The 23,223-nt window shown below is 29.6% G+C and carries 20 protein-coding genes; 16 read left to right on the top strand and 4 right to left on the bottom strand.

The genetic code is table 11. The features are described from left to right. Positions 1-131 precede the first annotated feature (131 nt). On the top strand, positions 132-1,187 hold the full coding sequence (locus AAC008_RS08675; RefSeq protein ID WP_339888790.1) for an AbiH family protein: 1,056 nt from the start codon (positions 132-134) through the stop codon (positions 1,185-1,187). Between the two features lie 109 nt (positions 1,188-1,296). Here AAC008_RS08675 and AAC008_RS08680 read toward each other — a convergent pair whose 3' ends face one another. After that, positions 1,297-2,589, bottom strand: a complete 1,293-nt coding sequence (locus AAC008_RS08680; protein ID WP_339888791.1) for an aminopeptidase P family protein — start codon at positions 2,587-2,589, stop codon at positions 1,297-1,299. 118 nt (positions 2,590-2,707) lie between these two features. On the opposite strand from AAC008_RS08680, the gene AAC008_RS08685 reads away from it, so the two are divergent. The 8 genes from AAC008_RS08685 (at position 2,708) to AAC008_RS08720 (ending at position 12,312) form a co-directional block, all read left to right on the top strand. Next, positions 2,708-5,488 carry a glycosyl hydrolase gene (locus AAC008_RS08685; protein WP_339888792.1) on the top strand — a complete coding sequence of 927 codons (2,781 nt, stop codon included), beginning with the start codon at positions 2,708-2,710 and terminating at the stop codon, positions 5,486-5,488. A 1-nt stretch (position 5,489) separates the two neighbouring features. Continuing rightward, entirely contained in the window at positions 5,490-6,341 is an 852-nt protein-coding gene (locus AAC008_RS08690; RefSeq protein WP_339888793.1) for a ChaN family lipoprotein, read from the top strand. Positions 6,342-6,366: 25 nt separating this feature from the next. Then, positions 6,367-7,233, top strand: coding sequence for a hypothetical protein (locus AAC008_RS08695; RefSeq protein WP_339888794.1), 867 nt, complete (start codon positions 6,367-6,369; stop codon positions 7,231-7,233). Positions 7,234-7,239: 6 nt separating this feature from the next. Continuing rightward, complete coding sequence (locus AAC008_RS08700; RefSeq protein ID WP_339888795.1) at positions 7,240-7,653, top strand: hypothetical protein; 414 nt, start codon at positions 7,240-7,242, stop codon at positions 7,651-7,653. 130 nt (positions 7,654-7,783) lie between these two features. Continuing rightward, entirely contained in the window at positions 7,784-8,671 is an 888-nt protein-coding gene (locus AAC008_RS08705) for a succinate dehydrogenase cytochrome b subunit (RefSeq protein WP_339888796.1), read from the top strand. Between the two features lie 16 nt (positions 8,672-8,687). Beyond that, positions 8,688-10,697, top strand: a complete 2,010-nt coding sequence (locus AAC008_RS08710) for a fumarate reductase/succinate dehydrogenase flavoprotein subunit (protein WP_339888798.1) — start codon at positions 8,688-8,690, stop codon at positions 10,695-10,697. A gap of 6 nt (positions 10,698-10,703) precedes the next feature. Next, on the top strand, positions 10,704-11,462 hold the full coding sequence (locus tag AAC008_RS08715; RefSeq protein WP_339888799.1) for a succinate dehydrogenase/fumarate reductase iron-sulfur subunit: 759 nt from the start codon (positions 10,704-10,706) through the stop codon (positions 11,460-11,462). An 82-nt stretch (positions 11,463-11,544) separates the two neighbouring features. Beyond that, the gene (locus AAC008_RS08720) at positions 11,545-12,312 is read left to right on the top strand and encodes an amidohydrolase (protein WP_339888801.1); all 768 of its coding nucleotides are present in this window, start codon (positions 11,545-11,547) and stop codon (positions 12,310-12,312) included. A gap of 58 nt (positions 12,313-12,370) precedes the next feature. Here AAC008_RS08720 and AAC008_RS08725 read toward each other — a convergent pair whose 3' ends face one another. Beyond that, entirely contained in the window at positions 12,371-13,984 is a 1,614-nt protein-coding gene (locus AAC008_RS08725) for an Ig-like domain-containing protein (RefSeq protein WP_339888802.1), read from the bottom strand. Positions 13,985-14,054: 70 nt separating this feature from the next. Beyond that, on the bottom strand, positions 14,055-14,588 hold the full coding sequence (locus tag AAC008_RS08730; protein WP_339888803.1) for a ComF family protein: 534 nt from the start codon (positions 14,586-14,588) through the stop codon (positions 14,055-14,057). A gap of 217 nt (positions 14,589-14,805) precedes the next feature. Between AAC008_RS08730 and AAC008_RS08735 the strand changes: the two genes are divergently transcribed. The 7 genes from AAC008_RS08735 to AAC008_RS08765 all read left to right on the top strand — a co-directional run bounded on the left by AAC008_RS08735 (position 14,806) and on the right by AAC008_RS08765 (position 21,784). Next, complete coding sequence (locus AAC008_RS08735) at positions 14,806-16,347, top strand: glycine--tRNA ligase (protein WP_339888805.1); 1,542 nt, start codon at positions 14,806-14,808, stop codon at positions 16,345-16,347. Between the two features lie 406 nt (positions 16,348-16,753). Continuing rightward, a complete protein-coding gene (locus AAC008_RS08740; RefSeq protein ID WP_339888807.1) occupies positions 16,754-17,740 on the top strand; it encodes a response regulator transcription factor in 987 nt (328 codons plus the stop codon). A gap of 712 nt (positions 17,741-18,452) precedes the next feature. Continuing rightward, positions 18,453-18,596, top strand: a complete 144-nt coding sequence (locus tag AAC008_RS08745) for a hypothetical protein (protein ID WP_339888809.1) — start codon at positions 18,453-18,455, stop codon at positions 18,594-18,596. A gap of 65 nt (positions 18,597-18,661) precedes the next feature. After that, on the top strand, positions 18,662-18,805 hold the full coding sequence (locus AAC008_RS08750) for a hypothetical protein (protein WP_339888809.1): 144 nt from the start codon (positions 18,662-18,664) through the stop codon (positions 18,803-18,805). 65 nt (positions 18,806-18,870) lie between these two features. Continuing rightward, entirely contained in the window at positions 18,871-19,014 is a 144-nt protein-coding gene (locus AAC008_RS08755; protein WP_339888809.1) for a hypothetical protein, read from the top strand. A 41-nt stretch (positions 19,015-19,055) separates the two neighbouring features. Beyond that, complete coding sequence (locus AAC008_RS08760; RefSeq protein ID WP_339888810.1) at positions 19,056-21,116, top strand: ATP-binding protein; 2,061 nt, start codon at positions 19,056-19,058, stop codon at positions 21,114-21,116. Between the two features lie 2 nt (positions 21,117-21,118). Continuing rightward, complete coding sequence (locus AAC008_RS08765) at positions 21,119-21,784, top strand: response regulator (RefSeq protein WP_339888811.1); 666 nt, start codon at positions 21,119-21,121, stop codon at positions 21,782-21,784. A 338-nt stretch (positions 21,785-22,122) separates the two neighbouring features. On the opposite strand, the gene thiL is transcribed toward AAC008_RS08765, so the two are convergent. Then, positions 22,123-23,175, bottom strand: a complete 1,053-nt coding sequence (gene thiL, locus AAC008_RS08770) for a thiamine-phosphate kinase (protein WP_339888813.1) — start codon at positions 23,173-23,175, stop codon at positions 22,123-22,125. Positions 23,176-23,223 lie beyond the last annotated feature (48 nt).

Raw genomic sequence — 23,223 nt, forward strand, 5'->3', positions numbered from 1 at the left:
AACCGCAAAGTTCGCAAGGATTTTTCGCAAGGTTCACAAAGTTTTTCTTCAATCTTGTCATTCTGAACTTGATTCAGAATCTCAATTTTTTAAAGAAATTACTTATCTTTGAGAAAAGGATTTTTAACATTATGAATAGATTAGTTATAATTGGAAACGGTTTTGATTTAGCTCATGGTTTGCCAACGAGTTATAAAGATTTTATAGAAGATTATTTTGTAAATTGTTTAAATAGTTTTTTCGAAAATAATATTTATGAAGATAAATTAATTTCAATTAAGCATAAAATGTCTGGATATAGTATGCTCGATACTCCAAAAGTAGATAGTATTGAAGGTTTTTTCAGTTATATTAAACAACAATCTCATTATGTTAGCTTACACTTTAAAAGTGAATTCTTTAATATCATAAATAAAAAAATAGAAACCTTAAAATGGGTAGATATAGAGAATGAATATTTTGAAGAATTAAAAAAATGTATTAATTCAAATCGATATTTAAATACTAAAAAATTAGAAACTTTAAATACTGAATTTAATTTTATAAAAGTAAAGCTAGAGAATTATCTTTCTAAAACTATTAAAAGTTCAAAAACACCAATTAGTCCTAATAAATATTCAAGGATTTTTAGTGATTTTATCTATAAAGAAGAAGTATTACTAGCTGATTTAGTTGAAAATAAGCTTCCAGATAACATATTGGTTTTAAACTTTAATTACACTTCAACTGTTGAAAATTCTGTAAATAGTATTAAAACCATTCCAACAGAGATTAATTACATTCATGGAATTTTGGATTTTAATGAAAACCCAATAATTTTTGGCTTTGGAGATGAATATGATGAAGATTTTAGAGGTTTTGAAAACTTGAAGAACAACTCTTTATTTGAACATATTAAATCATTTAACTATTTTAAAACTCCTAATTATCATAATTTGATTAAATTTTTAGAAGCAGATGATTATCAAGTGTATATAGTAGGTCATTCTTGTGGTTTGTCGGATAGAACTATGCTTAAGGAAATTTTTGAAAATCAAAAATGTAAATCTATTAAAATCTTTTTTTATGAAAAAGCAGATGGAACAAATGATTTTGTAGAAAAAACAATGGAAATATCTAGACATTTTGAAGATAAAGGATTGATGAGAAAGAAAATAGTTCCTTTTCCACAATCTAAAAAAATGTAAATAAAAACTGAATCAAGTTCATCTTAACAAAATTAAAAACAAAAAAACGGTTCACTTTCGCAAACCGTTCTATCTAAAAATCTATAATCCGAAAATCTGAATATCCAAATTAGCTATTCATAATCGTCTCAATCTCATCAATCTCAATAGGAATACTTCTCATTAAATTAAATGGTTCACCCTTACTTTGAATCACAACATCATCTTCTAAACGAATTCCAAAACCTTCTTTCGGAATGTAAATTCCTGGTTCTACTGTGAAAACCATATTTGCTTGCATAGGTTCGTATAACAAACCATAATCATGCGTATCTAATCCCATGTGGTGACTTGTTCCGTGCATGAAATATTTTTTATAAGCTGGCCAATCTTTGTTTTCATTTTGAACATCAGCTTTGTCTAATAAACCTAAACCTAATAATTCAGAAGTCATTAGTTTTCCAACTTCCACATGATATTCTTTCCATAAAGTTCCAGGAACTAATAGTTTTGTGGCATCATTTTTCACTCTTAAAACAGCGTTGTAAACCGCAGCTTGTCTTTCAGAATATTTTCCAGAAACAGGAATTGTTCTACTCATATCACTTGAAAAATTGGCATATTCTGCACCAACATCTAACAAAATTAAATCACCAGCATTACATTGTTGGTTGTTTTCTATATAGTGTAAAACGTTAGCGTTATTTCCAGAAGCAATAATTGGAGTATAAGCAAAGCCTTTTGAACGATTTCTTAAAAATTCGTGTGCAAATTCAGCTTCAATTTCATATTCCATTACGTTTGGATTTACAAAATTTAAAATTCTACGAAAACCTTTTTCAGTAATATCACAAGCTTGTTGAATCAAATCTAACTCTTCACTTTCCTTTACAGAACGAATGCGTTGCATAATTGGATTCGATTTTTCCACTTTATGAGCCGGATAATTCTCTTTCCATTTTTTAATGAATCTTGCTTCACGAGTTTCAGTTTCAATCGTTGCTCTGTAATGTTCATTTGTGTTAATGTACATTGTGTCAGCATAAGTCATTAGCTCTTTTAAAGTCTTATCAAAATCTTGCAACCAAATCACATTTTTAATTCCAGAAACTTCAAAAGCACGTTCTTTAGTCAGTTTTTCACCTTCCCAAACAGCAATATGATCGTTAGTTTCTTTTAAGAATAAAATTTCACGTTGATTTTCATAAGGAGCATCCGGAAAAAGTACTAAAATACTTTCTTCTTGATCTGCACCACTTAAATAAAATATATCTCTATGTTGAGCAAATGGTAAAGTTGAATCAGCTGAAACTGGATAAATATCGTTTGAATTAAAAACGGCAATTCCGTTTGGTTTCATTTGTGAAGTAAACTTTTTACGGTTTTTTATGAATAAATCGCGGTCTATTTGATGGTATTTCATATTTTGAGTTTTAATATGCATCAAATTTAAAAAGATAAAATCCAATTCTTGTTAAAACCAATAGAAATTTTCAATTATCTTTAGAATATTACTTACTTTTAGGTCAAATTTTAAAAAAATGAAGAAAATACTATTCCTATTCCTATTTATTCAAAGTTTCTCTTTTGCGCAAACTAATTTATTTGAAGAAGTAAAATTCAAAAGTATTGGTCCAACAATAATGAGTGGAAGAATTGTTGATTTAGCAGTAAATCCAGATAATCCAACAGAATTTTACGCTGCTTATGCTTCAGGTGGTTTGTGGTACACCAACAATAATGGAACAAGTTTTTCTCCAGTTATGGATAATGCTCCAACACAAAATTGTGGCTCAGTAACTGTTGAATGGAAGTCTGGAACAATTTGGGTTGGAACAGGTGAAGTTAACGCTTCTCGTTCTTCTTATGCTGGAATCGGAATTTTAAAATCTTCTGACCAAGGAAAAACATGGGAAAATATAGGTTTACCAAATAGTCAACATATTAGTAGAATTTTGGTTAACCCAAAAAACTTAGATGAAATAACAGTTGGAGTAGTTGGGAATTTATATTCAAAAAGCCAAGAAAGAGGTGTTTTCAAAACTCTTGATGGTGGGAAAACATGGAAAAAAACACTCTTCATAAATGATGAAACAGGAATAATTGATGTTGTGGTTAGTCCAACAAACTTCAATATTCAATATGCTGCTGCTTGGCAAAAAGTTAGAAAAGCTTGGGATTTTAAAGGAAACGGTGCGGGTTCTGGAATATATAAAAGTACAGATGCAGGAAATTCATGGAGCTTGATTTCAACTGAATTAAGTGGTTTTCCAAATAATGATGGTGTTGGAAGAATTGGTTTAGCTCTTTTTAATGATACTGTAATTTACGCTGTTTTAGACAATCAAAATAATAAACCAGCTTCATCAAAAAGTAAAGAAGGAAGTTTGCCAACAATGATGAGTTCTCCTGGTGAAGATTTTTCTAATATTTCTAACAAGGAATTAAACAATGCATTAAAATCAGCTGGATTACGTGAAAAATACAGAGCAGAAAATATCAAAAATTTTGTAGAAGATTCAAAATTAGAACCTAAAGAAGCTTTTAAGGTTTTACAAGATGCCAATAAAGCTCTTTTTGAAACTGAAGTCATAGGTTGTGAAGTTTATAAATCTACTGATGGAGGAAAGTCTTGGATAAAAATGAATCAAAAGTTTATTGATGACTTTTATTATACTTATGGATATTATTTTGCTAATATTAGTGTTGATGCAACTGATGAAAACCGAATTTATATTGGAGCAGTCCCATTATTATTCTCAAAAGATAGTGGAAAAACATTTGAAGTTATTAGTAAAGAAAACGTTCACGCGGATCATCACGTGACTTGGGTTAATCCAAAAAATCCAAATCATATCATAAACGGAAATGATGGCGGTGTAAATATTTCATATGATAACGGAGCACATTGGATAAAATGTAACAATCAAGCGGTTGGACAATTTTATGCAGTTCAAGTTGATAATGAAGAAAACTATAATGTTTACGGAGGTTTACAAGACAATGGAGTTTGGTTTGGTCCAAATAATTATTCGCATGATGTTTCTTGGCATCAAGAAGGAAAATATCCATACGAAAGCATAATGGGTGGTGATGGAATGCAAATTCAGGTGGATAACCGAAATTCAAACATAGTTTACACAGGTTTCCAATTTGGAAATTATTACAGATTGGATAAAAAAACGAAACAATTAGAACCAATAACTCCAAAATCAGCAAAAGACGAAAAACCACTAAGATTTAATTGGCAAACACCAGTTTTATTGTCTTCTTATAATCAAGATATTGTTTATTTTGGCTCTAATTTCTTGCATCGTTCAATGAATCAAGGAAAAGATTGGGAAAAAATTTCTGAAGATGTAACCAAAGGTTTTAAAGAAGGAAATGTTGCTTACGGAACAATTACTACCATTGCAGAAAGTCCTTTTCAGTTTGGATTATTATATGTTGGTTCAGATGATGGATTAATGCATGTTTCAAAAGATGGTGGAAATTCATGGACAAAAATGGATATTCCAGAAAATGCTACAAAAACTGATGATTTATGGGTTTCAAGAATTGTAGCTTCTCAACATAAAAAAGAACGCGTTTATGTAACTTTAAACGGTTATAGAAATGACGATTTTTCTAGTTATGTATATGTTTCTGAAGATTACGGAACAACTTGGACAAACATTTCAAAAGGCTTAACCAATGCAGTAAACGTAATTGTTGAAGATTCAGAAAAAGAGAATGTTTTATATGTTGGAACAGATAATGGTTTATTTATTTCGCTAGATAAAGGAAATTCATGGCAAGACTTTTCAGCGGAAATACCAAATGTTGCGGTTCACGATTTAAAAATTCAAGCAAAAGCTAAAGATTTAATAGTAGGAACTCATGGTCGTTCAATTTATAAAGTCAACTTAGAAAAAGTACAAGCTTTGACAGATGAAGTTCTGGCTAAAAATCTTCATTTGTTTGCAGTAGATAAAATTCAAAAATCAAGACGTTGGGGAAATTCTTGGAGTTCTTGGTCGGAAGCTTTTGAACCTAAAGCTGAAATTTGGATCTATTCAAATCAAGAAAAAGAAACGGTTTTAAATGTTGTAAATAAAGATAAAGTAGCTGTTCATTCAGAAAAAATTCAACTTAAAAAAGGATTAAATAAAATTGAATATACTTTATCAGTTGATGCAAAAACAGCTCAGAAAATCACTAGAAAAAATAAAAAAACAGAAATTAAACCAGCTAAAAACGATAAATTATATTTGCCTGTTGGTGTTTATACTATTTCGGTCGAAAACGAATCTACAACTTTAGAAATTTTTGAATCAAAATAATATGAAAAAATTAATAATAGTACTTATTGCATTCGTTTCTTTTTTTGGAATGGCTCAAGACAAGAAATCGTATCAATTGTTTGATAAAAATGGTAAAAAAACGACTTATAAAAAGTTGGAAACATCTTCATTAAAAAGTAATGTGGTGCTTTTTGGAGAATATCATAACAATTCGGTTGTGCATTGGTTACAATTGGAACTTACTAAAGACTTAGCTGAAAAAACCGATTTAGTTTTAGGTGCAGAAATGTTGGAAGCTGATAATCAAACTCAAGTAAATCAATACTTAAAAGGAGAAATTACCCAAAAAGGATTAGATACTTTAGCTAGATTATGGAATAATTATAAAACCGATTACAAACCTTTAGTTGATTTTGCCAAAGAGAAAAAATTCGATTTTATTGCGACCAATGTTCCAAGAAGATATGCTAGTTTAGTTTTTAAGAAAGACTTAGTGGCTTTAGATTCACTTACTACTGAAGAGAAATCTTGGATTGCACCTTTACCAATAGAATTTGATGTGAATTTACCAGGCTATCAAGCCATGATGGGAATGCAAGGTGGTCACGCTGGAGACAAGATGCCAAAAGCACAAGCTTTAAAAGATGCAACAATGGCTTATTTCATTAATAAAAACAGAAAAGAAAATAGTATTTTTGTTCATTATAATGGAACCTATCATTCAGATAATTATGAAGGAATCAATTGGTACTTAAATAAATACAATGCTGAAACAAAAATTTTAACCATTGCAACGGTTGAACAAAAAGACATTTCTAAATTAGAAAAAGAACATTACAATAAAGCCGACTTCATTATCGTTATAGATGAAGATGTAACAAAGACTTATTAAATTCGTCTTAATCTAAATTGGTGCTATGAGAACAAAATTTTTACTTTTCAGTTTTTTAATTGCGTTGAGTTTTTTCTCATGCCAAAAAGATGATGTTGCAACAGAATCAAATCTAATTATAAAATTTGAGTTTGATGCTAATCAAGTTCGATTGAATAATTTAGGTCAACCTACAACAATTCCAGTAGGTAATGCAGCACAAACGCCAATTTTTAATTCTATTTCTGCTCATTATTTTGAATTAGCACCCAATGCTTTTACGCAATTAGGCCAAGGAACAGTTTTGTATCATGCTCCAGAAACAATGGCTGGTGGAGATTCTGCTATAGATTTTGATCAATCACAAATAGTTGGAGAAGATGAAGTGTTTTTATCAATTCCATTAAGTCAAGTCACACAAGGAAGTTATGAATGGGTAAGAGTGTCTTTGTCATATCAAAATTTTGATGTTTCTATCCGAAATGCAGGTAATGATTACACGGGGACTTTTGCCAGTTTTGTTGGATTTAATACATATTTAAGCACACACGATATTGGCAACAATTCTTTTCCAGTAAACGGAAATCGTGCACAAGGATATTGGGCTTTTGCCTTAAATAATTTCCCGTTTGCTACATCAGGTCAAGCTCCTGCTGGATCAACAACTGTTCCGAACCCATTAGCGGCTACATCTCCAATTCCTGCTGGTTCATGCGTGGTTACGGGTAAATTTGCTAATAATTTGGTTATTAATGGTAGCGAAACAAAAGATGTTGTTGTAACACTTTCATTGTCAATCAATAATAGTATTGAATGGACAGAAGTTAATGCTGACGGAAAATATGAACCTTCGGCTGGTGAAAATATAGTAGATATGGGTTTAAGAGGCTTAATTCCTAATCACAATAAATAATTTAAAATGAAGACAATTTTCAAATTGTTGTTGCTTTTTATTATTTCTGCCTCGTGCTTTGGTCAAAAACCAAGTAAAAGTCTTTATTTTATGTCATTTTCTAATGAAAATAGGGCTTTTCAAAAACCAGTAATTGATTTTAAAAAGTTTGATTTTAATGCTAGTTCGTTTGATTTGCAGATTTACAATCCATCAATTGGTTTGTTTGAAAATTATAATTATGTTGCTGAAAATCAATTTGAAAGGTCAGACAAAATGATTTTAAATTATACAAGAAATCAACCTTTAAATTGGAACTCTACTCCTTTGTTAAATTCACTAACAAGAAGATATATTGATTCGTTTAATCCTTATGGGGTTTCAAATATAGGAGAAGCCTTTGCTCTAGGTGTAATTAATACGATCTTGAATAAAAACTAATTTAACCTTCAACATTAGTTAAACTCACTTTAAATTGAATATAAATAAGGATGAAAAGGTTGTGGTTGATTTTTTTTAATCTTATTTTTGTTTGATATTTTTATATAAAACTATACAATCAAATAAAATTATGGCAAAATCTGCACTTTTAAAGTCATCTATCGCAAAAAAATATTGGATGGCTCTTACGGGTTTATTTTTATGCTTGTTTTTGGCAGGTCACTTAGCAGGAAATCTTCAATTAATTTTTGGTTCTAGCCAAGATTTTAATGAGTACGCACTGTTTATGACTTCCAATCCAGCTGTAAAATTACTATCTTATGTAACTTACATTTCAATAATCTTCCATGCAATTGATGGAATTTTATTAACCATTCAAAACAAAAAAGCTAGGCCAGTTGCTTATGCAAAAAACAGTCCAGGGGCAAACAGTGGTTTTGCATCTAGAAACATGGCTGTTTTAGGAACAGTAATCCTTGTTTTTATTGTGACACACATGATAAATTTTTGGGCAAAAATGCATTTTGACGAAAATATGCCTTTAGTTCAAAAAGAAATTGTAGGTCAAACAGGAGAAAAGCAAATTCAGTTAGTTGGAAACAAAGATTCTCAAATGGATTATTTTCAATTAGACGAATCTGGAAAATTATCTAAAGAATTTTTTGAAAACATAAAAATACAAACACAAGGTCAGTACCTTTTAGAAATTAAAGATGTTACTAAAATTGTAAATACTAAAGATGGTGAAGTAATTTTTCAAGGTTATAAAGATTTACATAAAATCACTTTTGACTTTTTTAGAGATGCAAAAACGGGTTTACTATTTACATTACTTTATGTATTAGCTATGTTAGCTTTAGGTTTTCACTTATGGCATGGTTTTGCAAGTGCATTTCAATCTTTAGGATTAAATAATCCAAAATTTAATGCAGGAATAAAATTCTTTGGAAGAGCATTTTCGGTAGTAGTACCTTTATTATTTGCTATCATTCCTTTATACATTCATTTTACTAAATAAATCAACATCAAATATTATGAAGTTAGATTCTAAAATACCACAAGGCCCATTAGCAGACAAATGGACCGATTATAAAGACCATTTAAAATTAGTTGCACCAAACAATAGACCAAAAATTGATGTTATTGTTATTGGAACTGGTTTGGCTGGAGCTTCTGCAGCTGCTTCTCTTGGAGAAATGGGTTATAATGTTAAAGCATTCTGTTTTCAAGATTCACCAAGAAGAGCGCATTCAATTGCAGCGCAAGGTGGAATCAATGCAGCCAAAAATTATCAAAATGATGGTGATTCAATTTATCGTCTATTTTATGATACTATTAAAGGTGGAGATTATCGTTCACGTGAAGCAAACGTTCACCGTTTAGCTGAAGTTTCTGGAAATATCATCGACCAATGTGTTGCACAAGGTGTTCCTTTTGCACGTGATTATGGTGGAATGTTAGACAACCGTTCATTTGGTGGTGTTCAAGTACAACGTACTTTTTACGCAGCTGGTCAAACGGGACAACAATTATTATTAGGTGCTTATTCAGCTTTATCAAGACAAATCGGATTAGGACGTGTAAAAATGTTCAACCGTCACGAAATGTTAGATTTAGTTAAAGTTGACGGAAAAGCACGTGGAATTATAGCACGTAACTTAGTTACTGGTGAATTAGAAAGACATTCAGCTCATGCGGTTGTTATTGCTTCTGGTGGATATGGAAATGTTTATTTCTTATCAACAAATGCAATGGGAAGTAACGTTACAGCTGCATGGAAAATTCACAAACAAGGTGCTGCATTTTCAAATCCTTGTTATGTGCAAATTCACCCAACATGTATTCCAGTTCATGGAACAAATCAATCTAAATTAACGTTAATGTCAGAATCATTACGTAATTCAGGTCGTATTTGGGTACCAAAAAAGAAAGAAGATGCTGAAGCAATTCGTGCAGGAAAATTAAAAGCTACACAAATCGCTGAAGAAGATAGAGATTACTACTTAGAAAGAAGATATCCTGCTTTTGGTAACTTAGTGCCTCGTGATGTAGCTTCAAGAGCTGCAAAAGAACGTTGTGATGATGGTTACGGAGTTGAAGCAAATGATACTAACGAAGGAGTTTACTTAGATTTCTCTTCAGAAGTTATAAGTAAAGGAAAAGAAGTAGCTTATGCTCAAGGAAATCATAATCCTTCTGAAGAAGAAATTACTAAATTAGGAAAACAATGGATTGAAGAGAAATATGGTAACTTATTCGAAATGTATGAAAAAATTACAGACGAAAATCCATATGAAACTCCAATGAAAATTTATCCAGCAGTTCACTACACAATGGGTGGTGTTTGGGTTGATTATAACTTACAATCTACAATTCCTGGTTGTTTCGTTGCTGGTGAAGCTAACTTCTCAGATCACGGTGCAAACAGATTAGGAGCTTCTGCCTTAATGCAAGGTTTAGCGGATGGTTATTTCGTATTGCCTTATACAGTTTCAAACTATTTAGCTGATGATATTAGAACAGGTAAAATTTCTACAGATTCTCCTGAATTTGCTGAAGCTGAAAATAATGTTAAAGCAACAATCGATAAGTTCTTAAACAATAACGGTACAAAATCTGTTGACCATTTCCACAAACGTTTAGGTTTAGTGATGTGGAATAAAGTAGGTATGGCTCGTAATGAAAAAGGACTAAAAGAAGCTATTGAAGAAATTGGACAAATTCGTGAAGAATTCTACAAAGATGTTTATGTTCCTGGAACTTCGGATGAATTAAATCCTGAATTAGAAAAAGCACTTAGAGTTGCAGATTTCTTAGAATTAGGACAATTAATGGCTATGGATGCATTGCAAAGAAAAGAATCTTGTGGTGGTCACTTTAGAGATGAATATCAAGATGCTGAAGGAGAAACGCTTCGTGATGATGTGAACATGTCTTTTGTAAGTGCATGGGAATATAAAGGTCAAGACGTTACTAAAGCAGAAATGCATAAAGAAGAGTTAAAATACGAGTTTATTAAAATTGCAGCTAGAAATTATAAATAAAATACTATGAGCGCAGCTAAAAATATAAATATAACCTTAAAAATTTGGCGTCAAAAAAATGCTAAATCAAAAGGAAACATCGAAACATACAAATTAGATAATGTTTCAACAGCAAGTTCATTTTTGGAAATGCTAGACCAATTAAATGAACAATTAGTTAACGAAAGACAAGAGCCTGTTGCATTCGATCACGATTGTCGTGAAGGAATTTGTGGAATGTGTTCACTTTACATTAATGGTAGAGCTCACGGACCAGAAACAGGAACAACTACTTGTCAGTTACACATGAGAAAATTCAATGATGGTGATACTATTTTCATTGAACCATGGAGAAGTAAAGCTTTCCCAGTTGTTAAAGATTTAGTTGTAAACAGAGAATCTTTCGAAAGAATTCAGCAAGCTGGAGGTTTCGTTTCTGTTAATACGTCTGGAAATACTATTGATGCAAACACAATTCCAATTCCAAAACACGATGCAGATCACGCTTTTGAAGCAGCAGCTTGTATTGGTTGTGGTGCTTGTGTAGCAAGTTGTAAAAATGGTTCAGCAATGTTATTTGTTGGAGCAAAAGTTTCACAATTTGCCTTATTACCACAAGGAAAAGTTGAAGCAACACAACGTGTTCAAAACATGGTTCGTCAAATGGATGAAGAAGGTTTTGGAAACTGTACAAATACTGGAGCTTGTGAAGTAGAATGTCCTAAAGGAATTTCTTTAGAAAACATCGCTCGTATGAACAGAGAATATTTAAAATCTAGTTTCTAAAAAAAATAGGTTTTAATAAATATAAAAAACGCATTCGTAATTGGATGCGTTTTTTTGTATTTTTAAAATCAAATTATTTCCAATGAAAATAGCATTATTTCAAACCAGTTTAGCTTGGGAAAACCCTAAATCAAACAGAACATTTATAGAAGAATATTTTATAAATGAAGATGAAGAATTTGATTTATTTGTACTTCCTGAAATGTTTACAACAGGTTTTTCAATGAATCCAGAAAATGTTGCTGAAGAAATGAACGGAGAAACCATTTCATGGATGAAATCATTAGCTATAAAGAAAGATTGTGCTGTTTGCGGAAGTTTAGTGGTTTCGGAAAACAACAGCTTTTACAACCGTTTTATATTCGTTCATCCAAACAGAAAAATTGACTTTTATAACAAAAGACATTTGTTTTCTTTAGCTGGAGAACATCAAAAATATTCAAAAGGAACTTCAAAAGTAATTATAGAATATAAAGACTGGAAAATTTGCCCTCAAGTTTGTTATGATTTGCGTTTTCCTGCTTTTTCTCGCAATCATGAAAATTATGATTTATTACTTTATGTTGCCAATTGGCCAAAACCAAGAACAAATGCTTGGGATATTTTACTAAAAGCTCGTGCAGTAGAAAATTTATGTTATGTTGTTGGTGTTAATCGAATTGGTTTAGATGAAAACAATCACGAATACATTGGTCATTCACAAGTAATTGATGAATTAGGCAACCAAATACTCAATGCAGAAGAAAATACAGGTGTTTTTATAGTTGAATTAGATAAGAATAAAATGCTAGAAACCCGAAATAAATTGAACTTTCTGAATGACAAAGATGATTTTGAAATAATTGTTTAGATTCAAATAAAAGCTTTTCTAAATTTCTTCAATTTCTCAAATCTGTGTTTCATGAAATTTAATTTCCCAAATCAAAATCTTGATTAACGTCCCAATTGGCTCGAACGTCAATTTCTTTTGGAAAATAGATGATTTGCTCCGCTTGTTTTTTTGCTAAAAAGTTACCTGTGTCCCATTCACCATTAGCATTATCATCATAAATAACGCGAATAGTATAAAGCATTGGGTCAATTAAATCAAAATTAAGCGTGGTTTCTTTAGTTGATGTTTGAGATGCTAAAACTTTTCCTTTACTGTCTAACAATTCTAAAATCAACGGAAAACGATTCGTATTTTTTAGGTTAATTCTAAAATTTCCGTAATCTGAATGTGTTCTTGTACCAAATTTTTGAACCAAAGTGTCATTTGATTTTCCATAAAAATCAGTAATAGCACCAGGTAAAAGTTCTAAAACATACTTTTCATTCTCTTCTTTTTTGAAATCAAAAACAAGTTCTTGTTCAAATTCTAGGTATTTAGTAGTGAAATCAAGTACAACCGAATCTTTGTTGATTAATTTCATTTTTAATTTATCAAAACTTGTTAATGGAGTAGTTGATTTTAAAGCAAAATCCTCTGTAAATCGTATAGTTCCATTTTGTTTTGAAGTAAGTGTTAAGGTATCTGTTTCTTTTAATTTCTTATATTTTGAAACAAATGCTTTTGAATAATTGTCATTTTCAACAACAAATTCAATAGAATCTGATTCCATTTTTGGTACAAATAATTGTATAGAATCTTTTCCAACAATTGGAAATTTAGCCAATTTAACATCAATATTTTTCAAGCCATTTTTAGCAGTAACTTTTAGATTTTTAGTGTTTCCAGAATAAGCCATAAAATACTTATTTGTGGTTTGCTGAATAGGTTTTTCAGCTTTAAAAACTTCAATTTCTTTAAATAACTCTAATTGATATGCAATTTCGCTTGGCGTTTTTATAGGTTCTTTTAAAAAACCGATTTTATCCGACTTTGGATCAAATTTGTTATTGCCATTTTTGTCTTTCATAGCAACTACGTAATAAGAACCTTCTTTTAAATTTTCTAGAGCAAATACTTTCAAACTGTCTAAAGTATTTGTAACATATAGTGGAGTTTCTTTATAAACAGTAGAATCTTTAAAAGTTTGCGCGTCATACAACATTACAGATATAAAATTGTCTGGCTTTTGATTATAGGCATCTTTAATTTTTCCTACAACAGTTAAAGAATCAATATAAGAACCTGTTGAAAACACATATTTAAACTGAGAATATGGATTTCCTTCATTATTATCTGTAATACTTTGCCCAAAATTGAAACTATAAGTAGTGTTCTCTTGTAAAGTGTCTTTTATATTTATCGAAATAAATTTACTAGCACTTCCTTGAGGAACAATAATTGGTGCTGTTTTCATTGGTGGAGAAATAATCAATTGCTTTGTAATATCTTTAACTTTTATCAATTCGTTAAAAACAATTTTTATTTCTTTTCCTGTAAAGTTAGTTTTATAATTTTCGGGTGAACTACCAATGATTTTTGGTGCGATTGTATCTTTCAATCCACCAGTAATAGTTCCTCTTTTAGCACAACCAGTTATGGTTAATAGTAGGCTAAAAACAATAAAAAGGAGTATAAAATATATTTTTCGCATAACATCTTAAAATTCAACCACAAAATAACAACTATATTTAAAGGTTACATACTTTTTTTAGAAATTTTTATCATTGTGTGTAAGCAATAGCCAACAAACTGACTTTAGAACCTGGAATTTCCAACAAAGCTTTTGCACAAGCTTCAATGGTTGCTCCACTTGTAATAACATCGTCAATAAGTAGGTAGTGTTTGCCAATATGATGGTCTTTTGCCATAATTTCAAAGTTGTTTGATAACATTTCGGCTCGTTTGGCTTTAGATTTTTTAGTTTGTGTTTTGGTATGTTTAATTCTAAGTAAAACTTCCTTTTCAATTGGAATTTGAAGTTCTTTTGACAAAGCTTCACAAAATGTAGTAACTTGATTGTAACCTCTTTCTTGTAATCTTTTTTTATGTATTGGTGTCGGAATAATATAGTCTACTTTAGGAATTTTATCGGAATTGATAAGCTCATGTGCATAGATGTTGCCCAAAATAGTGCCTATTTCCTCTTGTTTTCTGTATTTTAAATTATGAATTAGTTCTTGAGCCATTCCTTTCGAATGAAAATATAACATGGCTGAAGCTTGTTCAACAGGTAAAATCCCATAAAACTTACTCATAATTTCATTATTGTCTATTAAGTGATGGTACGTATAAGGTAAGTCATGCCTGCATTTAATGCAAATGATAGATTCATTGTTCAATAACAAGAAGTTACAACCATTGCATAGTTTTGGAAAGAATAAATTGATTAAAGCTTTTACCATTTAAAAAAATAAAATTAAAGATAAAAAATCTTCTTTAATATTCTTATATAATTTTTACTTTTGCAGTATTATGGCAAAACAAGAAGATTTATTTAAGAACGTAGTTTCGCACGCAAAAGAATACGGATTTATTTTTCCGTCAAGCGAAATTTATGATGGTTTGAGTGCAGTCTATGATTATGCTCAAAATGGTGTAGAATTAAAAAAAAATATTAGAGAATATTGGTGGAAAGCCATGGTGCAAATGCATGAAAATATTGTAGGATTAGATTCTTCAATATTTATGCATCCAACAACTTGGAAAGCTTCTGGTCACGTTGATGCGTTTTCAGATCCATTAATTGATAACAAAGATTCTAAAAAGAGATATCGTGCCGATGTTTTGGTTGAAGACTATGCAGAAAAAATCAACATCAAAGCGCAAAAAGAAATAGAAAAAGCTAGAACTCGTTTTGGAGATGCTTTTAATGAAGAGGAGTTTGTAACTACTAATGAAAGAGTTAAAGGATATTTAGAACAGAAAAATACTATTCTACAACGTTTAGCTCGTTCTCTTGAAAAAGAAGATTTAGCTGATGTAAAATCTTTGATTGAAGAATTAGAAATAGCTTGTCCTGATTCTGGGTCCAAAAACTGGACAGAAGTTCGTCAGTTTAACTTAATGTTTGCTACAAAAATTGGTGCTTCAGCTGATACTGCAATGGATTTATACTTGCGTCCAGAAACAGCTCAAGGTATTTTTGTTAATTTCTCAAATGTTCAAAAAACAGGTCGAATGAAAATTCCGTTCGGGATTGCTCAAACGGGTAAAGCTTTTAGAAATGAAATCGTTGCAAGACAATTCATCTTTAGAATGCGTGAATTTGAACAAATGGAAATGCAGTTTTTTGTAAAACCAGGAGAAGAAATGCAATATTATGAATATTGGAAAGAAACTCGTTTAAAATGGCATTTATCATTGGGTTTAGGAAAAGAAAATTATCGTTTTCACGACCATGAAAAATTAGCTCATTATGCTAACGCTGCTGCTGATATTGAATTTAACTTTCCATTTGGATTCAAAGAATTAGAAGGAATTCATTCAAGAACTGATTTCGATTTGAAAGCTCATGAAGAACATTCAGGTAAGAAATTACAGTTTTTTGATAATGATACAAATTCAAATTACGTTCCTTATGTAGTTGAAACTTCTGTTGGTTTAGACAGAATGTTTTTAGCAGTTTTTTCTAAAGCTCTACAAGAAGAAACGTTAGAAGATGGTTCAACAAGAACTGTATTGCGTTTACCTTCTGTATTGGCACCTACAAAAGCAGCTGTTCTACCTTTAGTTAAGAAAGATGGTTTACCAGAAATTGCAAAAGAAATTATTGAAGAACTTAAATGGGATTTCAATGTGGCTTATGATGAAAAAGATGCTGTTGGAAGACGTTACCGTCGTCAAGACGCACTTGGAACTCCTTTTTGTATCACAGTAGATCATCAAACAAAAGAAGATAACACGGTAACAATTCGTCATAGAGATACCATGATTCAAGAACGAGTTGCCATTGCTGATTTAAGAAATATCATCGCAAATGAAGTTTCAATGCGTAATTGGTTAATGAAAATGTAATTTTTTACACACTATATTTTGTAAGACTCGCTATTTTGCGAGTCTTTTTTTTAGTTATTAACAAAAGAATTTTTTTGGGGTCTTTTTGTTGGTGTTCTTAATACTTAATGCTTATTATGGTATTTAAAACTCATTTCATCGACATATGTCTTGAAAAATGCGTAAAATAGACAAGTTCAAAAAATATTAAATTAAATTATTTGTGTCTTTTAACCTTGTTTCGATGTGAATAGACCACTTATTAACACAAATTATCACTTGTTAACAGTTTTTGTTTAAAAAAGAGAATTACGGTTTTACCTTTTTTACACGAAAATTAACTAATATTGTTATCAGTAAGATCATAAATTTTACCCTTTAAACTACTATTTCTAAATAATCATTTAAGGTTATTGGCATTAGACATATGGCATATAAATATATTATAATTGATGGTGATAGTCAAAGTAGCATAAGTTTACAAACTCATGTTTCAACTTTGGGCGATTTTTACTTCTCTGGTTATGTAAATAATGCAGCAGAAGGATTAAACCTCATTTTGGAAGAAAATCCAGATGTGATTTTTTTGGGAACTAATCTAACAGACTCTTCAACCGAAAGTAATTTTACTTTAATAAACGAGTTGTATAAGTATATGGTAGTTTTGCCTAAGGTAGTTGTGGTTTCTAATACAAAAGAAGTTGCTTACGAAGCAATGAAATATGATGTATATGATTTTTTGTTGAAACCTTTTCAGAAAATTGATATTATAAAAACATTATTAAAATTTAAAAAGGAAAATGGTTTTAAATCATTTTTAAATCAAACTGCAGTTAATCAAATTGAAAAGAGTCAACCTGTATTAAGTAGCTCGTTTGTAAATCATCCAGCTCCAGTTGTAGAGGAGAAGTATGCTTTTAAAGAAAATGGTGTTGAGAAAGAATTAGTTAAAGTGGATTTTCAATTTGATACGGAAGAAATAAAGAATGAATTAATTGAAATCGTAAAACAAAGTATTGAATCTAAACCCATAACCGTGCAAACCGAACAGGTAATTGAACAAAAAAACAATATACTTTGTGTTAAATCTTATGGTGATTATAGATTTATTGAATTTGATGACATTGTTTATTTAAAAGCCGATAATAATTCAACAGATATAATGCTAAACACTGGTGATAGTATTACAGCTTTTAAAACATTAAAATATTTTGAAAGTTCATTGCCAAATGATTTTGAACGAATTCACAACAGTCACATTATAAACAAAAAGTTTGTTTCTAGAATACATTTAGGCAATTCAGACTGTTATCTGAATAAAGGAAAGATAAAACTTCCATTTTCTAAATCTTACAAAGACAATATTAATGCTATTATTGAATTATACGCTTCTAACGATTCCAAAGACGATTAGATAGTTCCATTACACAATTCAAAAAAGGGTATTTAACGCTTATTTGTGGTTATACTACAAATAGGTGACCAAATACTTACGTTTATTTCTATAAACTTATCTATTTTTACATTGTTCAGAATAAAAAAAGCACCTTAATGGCCTTTCTTTATTATCGAACTACGTTCTTACCGATTAATTTTTATTAATATTTATATATGTCTTTAAAAAGGCTGCTTGAATTATTCAGGTAGCCTTTTTGATTTTTATAGAAGCACCGTTTTATCAATTAATAATACCTATAAAGTTTTATTTCTTACAAGTTTCTAAAACCGATTTACATGCTTTTTTCTAGAACAGAGTTTCAGAATTATATTATTTCAATAAAAAAAAGCACTTTTTGAAAATTTATTGTAAGAAAATATATTTGATTATAAATAATAAAGTTGTCAAAAAACAGAAATTAAGAACACCAATTTTTTCGTTTAAAAGTCAAAATAATCGTTAAATATATTTTTACGTAAGAAAAAACCTTATATTTATTCATATTTTATATTTATTTATTAGGTAATTACACCACTTTAAATGATTAATCTACCATTTTTTGCAGTCGTAATACTTTTATTCACCTTCAAAACAGATATGATTACCAATCTAAATCACGAATAAAAAGTGTTCCGGCTAATTTTACTTCAAACAAAAAACAAATTTAAAAACCTTAACCCTATTTATTATGAAAAAATTTATTGCAACTTTAGCTATAGTTCTATTTACAGTAGTACTTACTTCTTACAACACTAACGGTGATGACCAAATCGCTGGAGATACTAATTCTACTCAAATGCAAGAGCCAGGTGGAGTAGTTATTGATTTTTAATAAAATCAAGTAGTATAATAAGTCTTTTAACAAAAACCAAAAAACAAACCTTAACCCTATTTATTATGAAAAAATTTATTGCAACCTTAGCTATAGTTCTATTTACAGTAGTACTTACTTCTTACAACACTAACGGTGATGACCAAATCGCTGGAGATACTAATTCTACTCAAATGCAAGAGCCAGGTGGAGTAGTTATTGATTTTTAATAAAATCAAGTAGTATAATAAGTCTTTTAACAAAAACCAAAAAACAAACCTTAACCCTATTTATTATGAAAAAATTTATTGCAACCTTAGCTATAGTTCTATTTACAGTAGTACTTACTTCTTACAACACTAACGGTGATGACCAAATCGCTGGAGATACTAATTCTACTCAAATGCAAGAGCCAGGAGGAGTAGTTATTGATTTTTAATTTTAATTAAAATTAATAATTAAAATAAAAAAAAGTCTTTAATGAAAATTAAAGACTTTTTTTTTATTTTAGCATCTATGAAATTATTTAAATTAATATGTTTTTTTGTTTTAATCATTTTTTTATCCTGTGATGATAAGTCAACTCTTAATAGAGACAATGATGCACTTAACGATAGTATAAAAGAAACTTATATAAAACTTGAAAATGCCAAATCAGATGCTTTAAGAGTGTTTTTATCTGATAAGCTTGATTATTTAAATAGTAAAATAACTAATGACTCCATAAGATTTAATAATTATGATTCAATTATTAAGAAAACATATTCGCTAAATTTATTAAAACAAAACAGGTTTATTATAAACAAGGCTTTAAATGAATATGAGACTAAAAAAGATACAATAAGAAAATTAAATGCATACAAAAATCTTGGAAATTATTTTTTAAAAACTAATAAAGTAGACAGTGCATTTATCTTTTTTGATAAAATTGAAAAATATTATATTTCTAAAAATGATTTTGTAAAAGCAAATGAGATTACTCTAAAAAAAAGTTTGATTAAATATAAAGAAGGAGATTTCTTGGGATGTGAAACAAGTTTATTCAAATCTTTACCAATAACAAAAAAAGAAAATAATTCTACACTCTTAAATGTTTCATATACATTATTGGGCTTATGTAAAATTGAGTTAAAAGAGTATGACGAAGCTTTTTATTTTTTAAGTTTAGCTATAAAAAATGCAAAAGATATAGATGCAGATAAGTTGTCTGTTGAGATTGCTTATAATAATATTGGTTATTCTTTTTTAAACAAACGTGATTATAAAAAAGCATTAGAATATTATAATAAAATAGAACTAAGTGATAATTTAAAAAACAATAATTATCAAGTATTTTTATATACAAAACAAAATATTGCTTATTCAAAATTTAAACTAGGGCTTAATCAAAATTTTGAAAAAGAATATGAAGCAGTTATTGAGGGCTATAATGAATTAAATCTTTCACCAATTCAACCGTTGGTTCAACTCTCTGAGTTTTATGAGACTCAAGACAATATTAAAAAAGCTCAAGAACTTGCTTTAAACGCATATCAGATATCCATAAAGCAGAAAACCTATAGAGATAAACTTATAGCATTAAAACAACTCACAAATGTTTTTCCTGAAAAAGCAAAAGACTATTCAAATGAATACATAAAACTATCAGATAGTATTGCAGCTATTGATAAAAAAACACAAAATACTTTTGCTAGAATAGAATATAGAGTTGATGAATTAAATAATGAAAATCTATTATTAGCGGAAAGAAATCAACGATTGATTTATTATTTTGTAATTGGTGTTTTGTTATTGTCAATGTTTTATTTTTATAGGTGGCAAAAGCAAAAACAAAGAGAATTTATATTGGTTCAAGAGCAACAAAAAGCAAATGAAGAGGTATATAGTTTGATGATTAATCAACAAACTCAAATGGATTACGTGAAGGCTCAAGAACAAAAAAGAATTTCTCAAGAGTTGCATGATGGTGTTTTAGGAAAGCTATTTGGGGCAAGAATGAATCTAGATTATTTAAACAGTCAAGAATCTGAGCAGGTTAAAAAAGATAAAGAAAAGTACATACATGAGATAATTCAAGTAGAGAAACAAATTAGACAAATTTCTCATGAATTAAATGATGACAAACAAAGTATTATTAATAATTATCAATTAATGATTGATAGACTTGTTCAAGAACAAGAAAAATTTTTAAACTTACAAATTGATTATGTTGTCAATACAAAAGTACCATGGGAAAAGCTCTCCGCTGAAGAGAAAATTAATCTATATAGAATTTTTCAAGAAACTTTTCATAATATAATTAAATATGCTAACGCCAAAAAAGTAACCTTTTCAATTGTTTATAGCAATAATAATCTGAAAATTAGTATATTAGATGATGGAAATGGGTTTGATGTACAAAAAACACATAAAGGAATCGGCATTAAGAACATGAGAGATAGGGCAAAATTAATAAATGCAACCTTATCAATAAATTCAGAAATTAACAAAGGAACAACAACACAAATAATATTAGAAATAAACCCCAACAAAGAATTTTAACTATGAAAAAACTAAATGTATTTATGGCAGATGATCATCCCTTTATCATCGAAGCATATAACAATACAATAAAAAGTTATGAAAATGAGTACGAAATTACTGTATTAAAAGCAAGTAATTGCAAAGAAGCATACGAAACCTTAAACAATAGTGAAACACCTATTCTAGATTTGGCTTTTTTAGATGTCAGCATGCCGCCATTCGAAGAAAGAAATATTTTAACAGGTGAAGATGTAGCAAGAATACTTAAAAATAAACAGCCTCAATGCAAAATCATAATGCTAACAATGTTGTCAGATTCATTGCGAATTTTAAATATTATTAAAAACATTAACCCTAATGGTTTAATAATTAAAAATGATTTAACATTTGAAGAGCTTAAAAATGCTTTTGAGAAAATTTTGAATGGTGATAACTACTATAGTCAAACCGTTGTAAAATACGTTAGTCAATCAGCTTCTATTGAAAAAAGTCCAATTGACGAACTAGACAGGCAAATTTTATATCATATTTCTCGTGGTGTTAAAACAAAAAATATTCCCATGTATACATCAATGTCCCTAAGTACTATTGAGAAAAGAAAATTAAGTTTAAAAGAACTTTTTAAAGTAAAAGGTGGTTCTGATGAAGATTTAATTAGAGAAGCAAGAGATAGAGGGTTTTTGTAAAAATACGGGAAAACCGTAACACAAAGAGGTTGAAACCGCAGACAACTTAAGACACTTTATTGTAATTTAGCAAAAGGAAATAACAAAATATTTCTCATACGTTCTTATAATATTTTATGTGTCTATTATTAAACTTTAAGGGTTAATTTTTCGTAATTTTTTTCTACTTAAAGTTTAAAATTAAAATTTCATAAAACAGATGAAAGTGTAGCCCTGTATTTGCCCCAAGCGAAACTAAGCCTACTATGCCAGATTCTGTTTTATTTTATTTTATTAATTAAAAAAGCGTAAACATTAATTCAATTAATGTTTACGCTTTTTTGTTTTTAATAAGTTTGTTATTCTTCTTCTTTCAACGCATTCCAGCCTTTAGCTTTTAATGCAATTTTAGTATTAGCTCTTGTGATTAAGTGATTTCCTTCTTTTTCATTTACCATATGACCAATTACGGTTAAATTAGGATTTGCCTTAATTTTATCAAAATCTTCTAATTTAATAGTGAATAATAATTCATAATCTTCACCACCATTTATAGCAATCGTTGTACTATCAATATTAAACTCTTCGCAAACATCAATTAATTGTGGATCAAGAGGAATTTTTTCTTCGAATAGATTACAGCCAACATTACTTTGTTTGCAAATGTGCATAATTTCAGAAGAAAGACCGTCCGAAATATCAATCATTGAAGTTGGTTTTACTTCTAATTGAGCCAATAATTCTTTAATATCTTTTCGTGCTTCAGGTTTTAATTGACGCTCAATCAAATAAGTGTAAGCATCTAAATCGGGTTGGTTATTTGGGTTAACCTGAAAAACTTGCTTTTCACGTTCCAAAACTTGTAAACCCATATAAGCTGCACCTAAATCTCCAGTAACAACTAATAAATCACCTTCCTTTGCACCACTTCTATAAGCTAAATCTTTTTCATCAGCTTCACCAATTGCAGTTATGGAAATTATCATTCCTTTTTGAGAAGAAGTAGTATCACCACCAACAACATCAACATTGTAGATTTTAGAGGCTAATGCAATTCCGTCAAACAATTCTTCCAAAGCTTCTAGTGGGAAACGATTAGAAACAGCAATAGAAACCGTTATTTGTGTTGGAGTAGCATTCATTGCATAGATGTCAGAAAGATTTGCTACAACGGCTTTATAGCCTAAATGCTTCAAAGGCATATAGCTCAAATCAAAATGAACACCTTCTACTAGTAAATCAGTTGATATTACAGCTTTTTTCTTCTTAAAGTCAATCACAGCAGCATCATCACCAATACTTTTTAGGGTTGATTTTTGTTTTACATCAAATTGCTTGGTTAAATGTTCTATTAATCCAAATTCACCTAATTGCGATAAATCTGTTCTTTGAGGGTTTTTGTCTTCTATCATGGTCATTGCGAGGAACGAAGCAATCTGTCGTTCACTTATTTAAATTAG

Source organism: uncultured Flavobacterium sp., from assembly GCF_963975515.1.
In the GTDB taxonomy this organism is placed as follows: Bacteria; Bacteroidota; Bacteroidia; order Flavobacteriales; family Flavobacteriaceae; genus Flavobacterium.

What these genes read in the sequence shown, in the direction of transcription:
- AAC008_RS08675 (WP_339888790.1), top strand. Translation starts at nt 132, where the DNA reads ATGAATAGATTAGTTATAATTGGAAACGGTTTTGATTTAGCTCATGGT.
- AAC008_RS08680 (WP_339888791.1), bottom strand. Translation starts at nt 2,589, where the DNA reads ATGAAATACCATCAAATAGACCGCGATTTATTCATAAAAAACCGTAAA.
- AAC008_RS08685 (WP_339888792.1), top strand. Translation starts at nt 2,708, where the DNA reads ATGAAGAAAATACTATTCCTATTCCTATTTATTCAAAGTTTCTCTTTT.
- AAC008_RS08690 (WP_339888793.1), top strand. Translation starts at nt 5,490, where the DNA reads ATGAAAAAATTAATAATAGTACTTATTGCATTCGTTTCTTTTTTTGGA.
- AAC008_RS08695 (WP_339888794.1), top strand. Translation starts at nt 6,367, where the DNA reads ATGAGAACAAAATTTTTACTTTTCAGTTTTTTAATTGCGTTGAGTTTT.
- AAC008_RS08700 (WP_339888795.1), top strand. Translation starts at nt 7,240, where the DNA reads ATGAAGACAATTTTCAAATTGTTGTTGCTTTTTATTATTTCTGCCTCG.
- AAC008_RS08705 (WP_339888796.1), top strand. Translation starts at nt 7,784, where the DNA reads ATGGCAAAATCTGCACTTTTAAAGTCATCTATCGCAAAAAAATATTGG.
- AAC008_RS08710 (WP_339888798.1), top strand. Translation starts at nt 8,688, where the DNA reads ATGAAGTTAGATTCTAAAATACCACAAGGCCCATTAGCAGACAAATGG.
- AAC008_RS08715 (WP_339888799.1), top strand. Translation starts at nt 10,704, where the DNA reads ATGAGCGCAGCTAAAAATATAAATATAACCTTAAAAATTTGGCGTCAA.
- AAC008_RS08720 (WP_339888801.1), top strand. Translation starts at nt 11,545, where the DNA reads ATGAAAATAGCATTATTTCAAACCAGTTTAGCTTGGGAAAACCCTAAA.
- AAC008_RS08725 (WP_339888802.1), bottom strand. Translation starts at nt 13,984, where the DNA reads ATGCGAAAAATATATTTTATACTCCTTTTTATTGTTTTTAGCCTACTA.
- AAC008_RS08730 (WP_339888803.1), bottom strand. Translation starts at nt 14,588, where the DNA reads ATGAGTAAGTTTTATGGGATTTTACCTGTTGAACAAGCTTCAGCCATG.
- AAC008_RS08735 (WP_339888805.1), top strand. Translation starts at nt 14,806, where the DNA reads ATGGCAAAACAAGAAGATTTATTTAAGAACGTAGTTTCGCACGCAAAA.
- AAC008_RS08740 (WP_339888807.1), top strand. Translation starts at nt 16,754, where the DNA reads ATGGCATATAAATATATTATAATTGATGGTGATAGTCAAAGTAGCATA.
- AAC008_RS08745 (WP_339888809.1), top strand. Translation starts at nt 18,453, where the DNA reads ATGAAAAAATTTATTGCAACTTTAGCTATAGTTCTATTTACAGTAGTA.
- AAC008_RS08750 (WP_339888809.1), top strand. Translation starts at nt 18,662, where the DNA reads ATGAAAAAATTTATTGCAACCTTAGCTATAGTTCTATTTACAGTAGTA.
- AAC008_RS08755 (WP_339888809.1), top strand. Translation starts at nt 18,871, where the DNA reads ATGAAAAAATTTATTGCAACCTTAGCTATAGTTCTATTTACAGTAGTA.
- AAC008_RS08760 (WP_339888810.1), top strand. Translation starts at nt 19,056, where the DNA reads ATGAAAATTAAAGACTTTTTTTTTATTTTAGCATCTATGAAATTATTT.
- AAC008_RS08765 (WP_339888811.1), top strand. Translation starts at nt 21,119, where the DNA reads ATGAAAAAACTAAATGTATTTATGGCAGATGATCATCCCTTTATCATC.
- thiL (WP_339888813.1), bottom strand. Translation starts at nt 23,175, where the DNA reads ATGATAGAAGACAAAAACCCTCAAAGAACAGATTTATCGCAATTAGGT.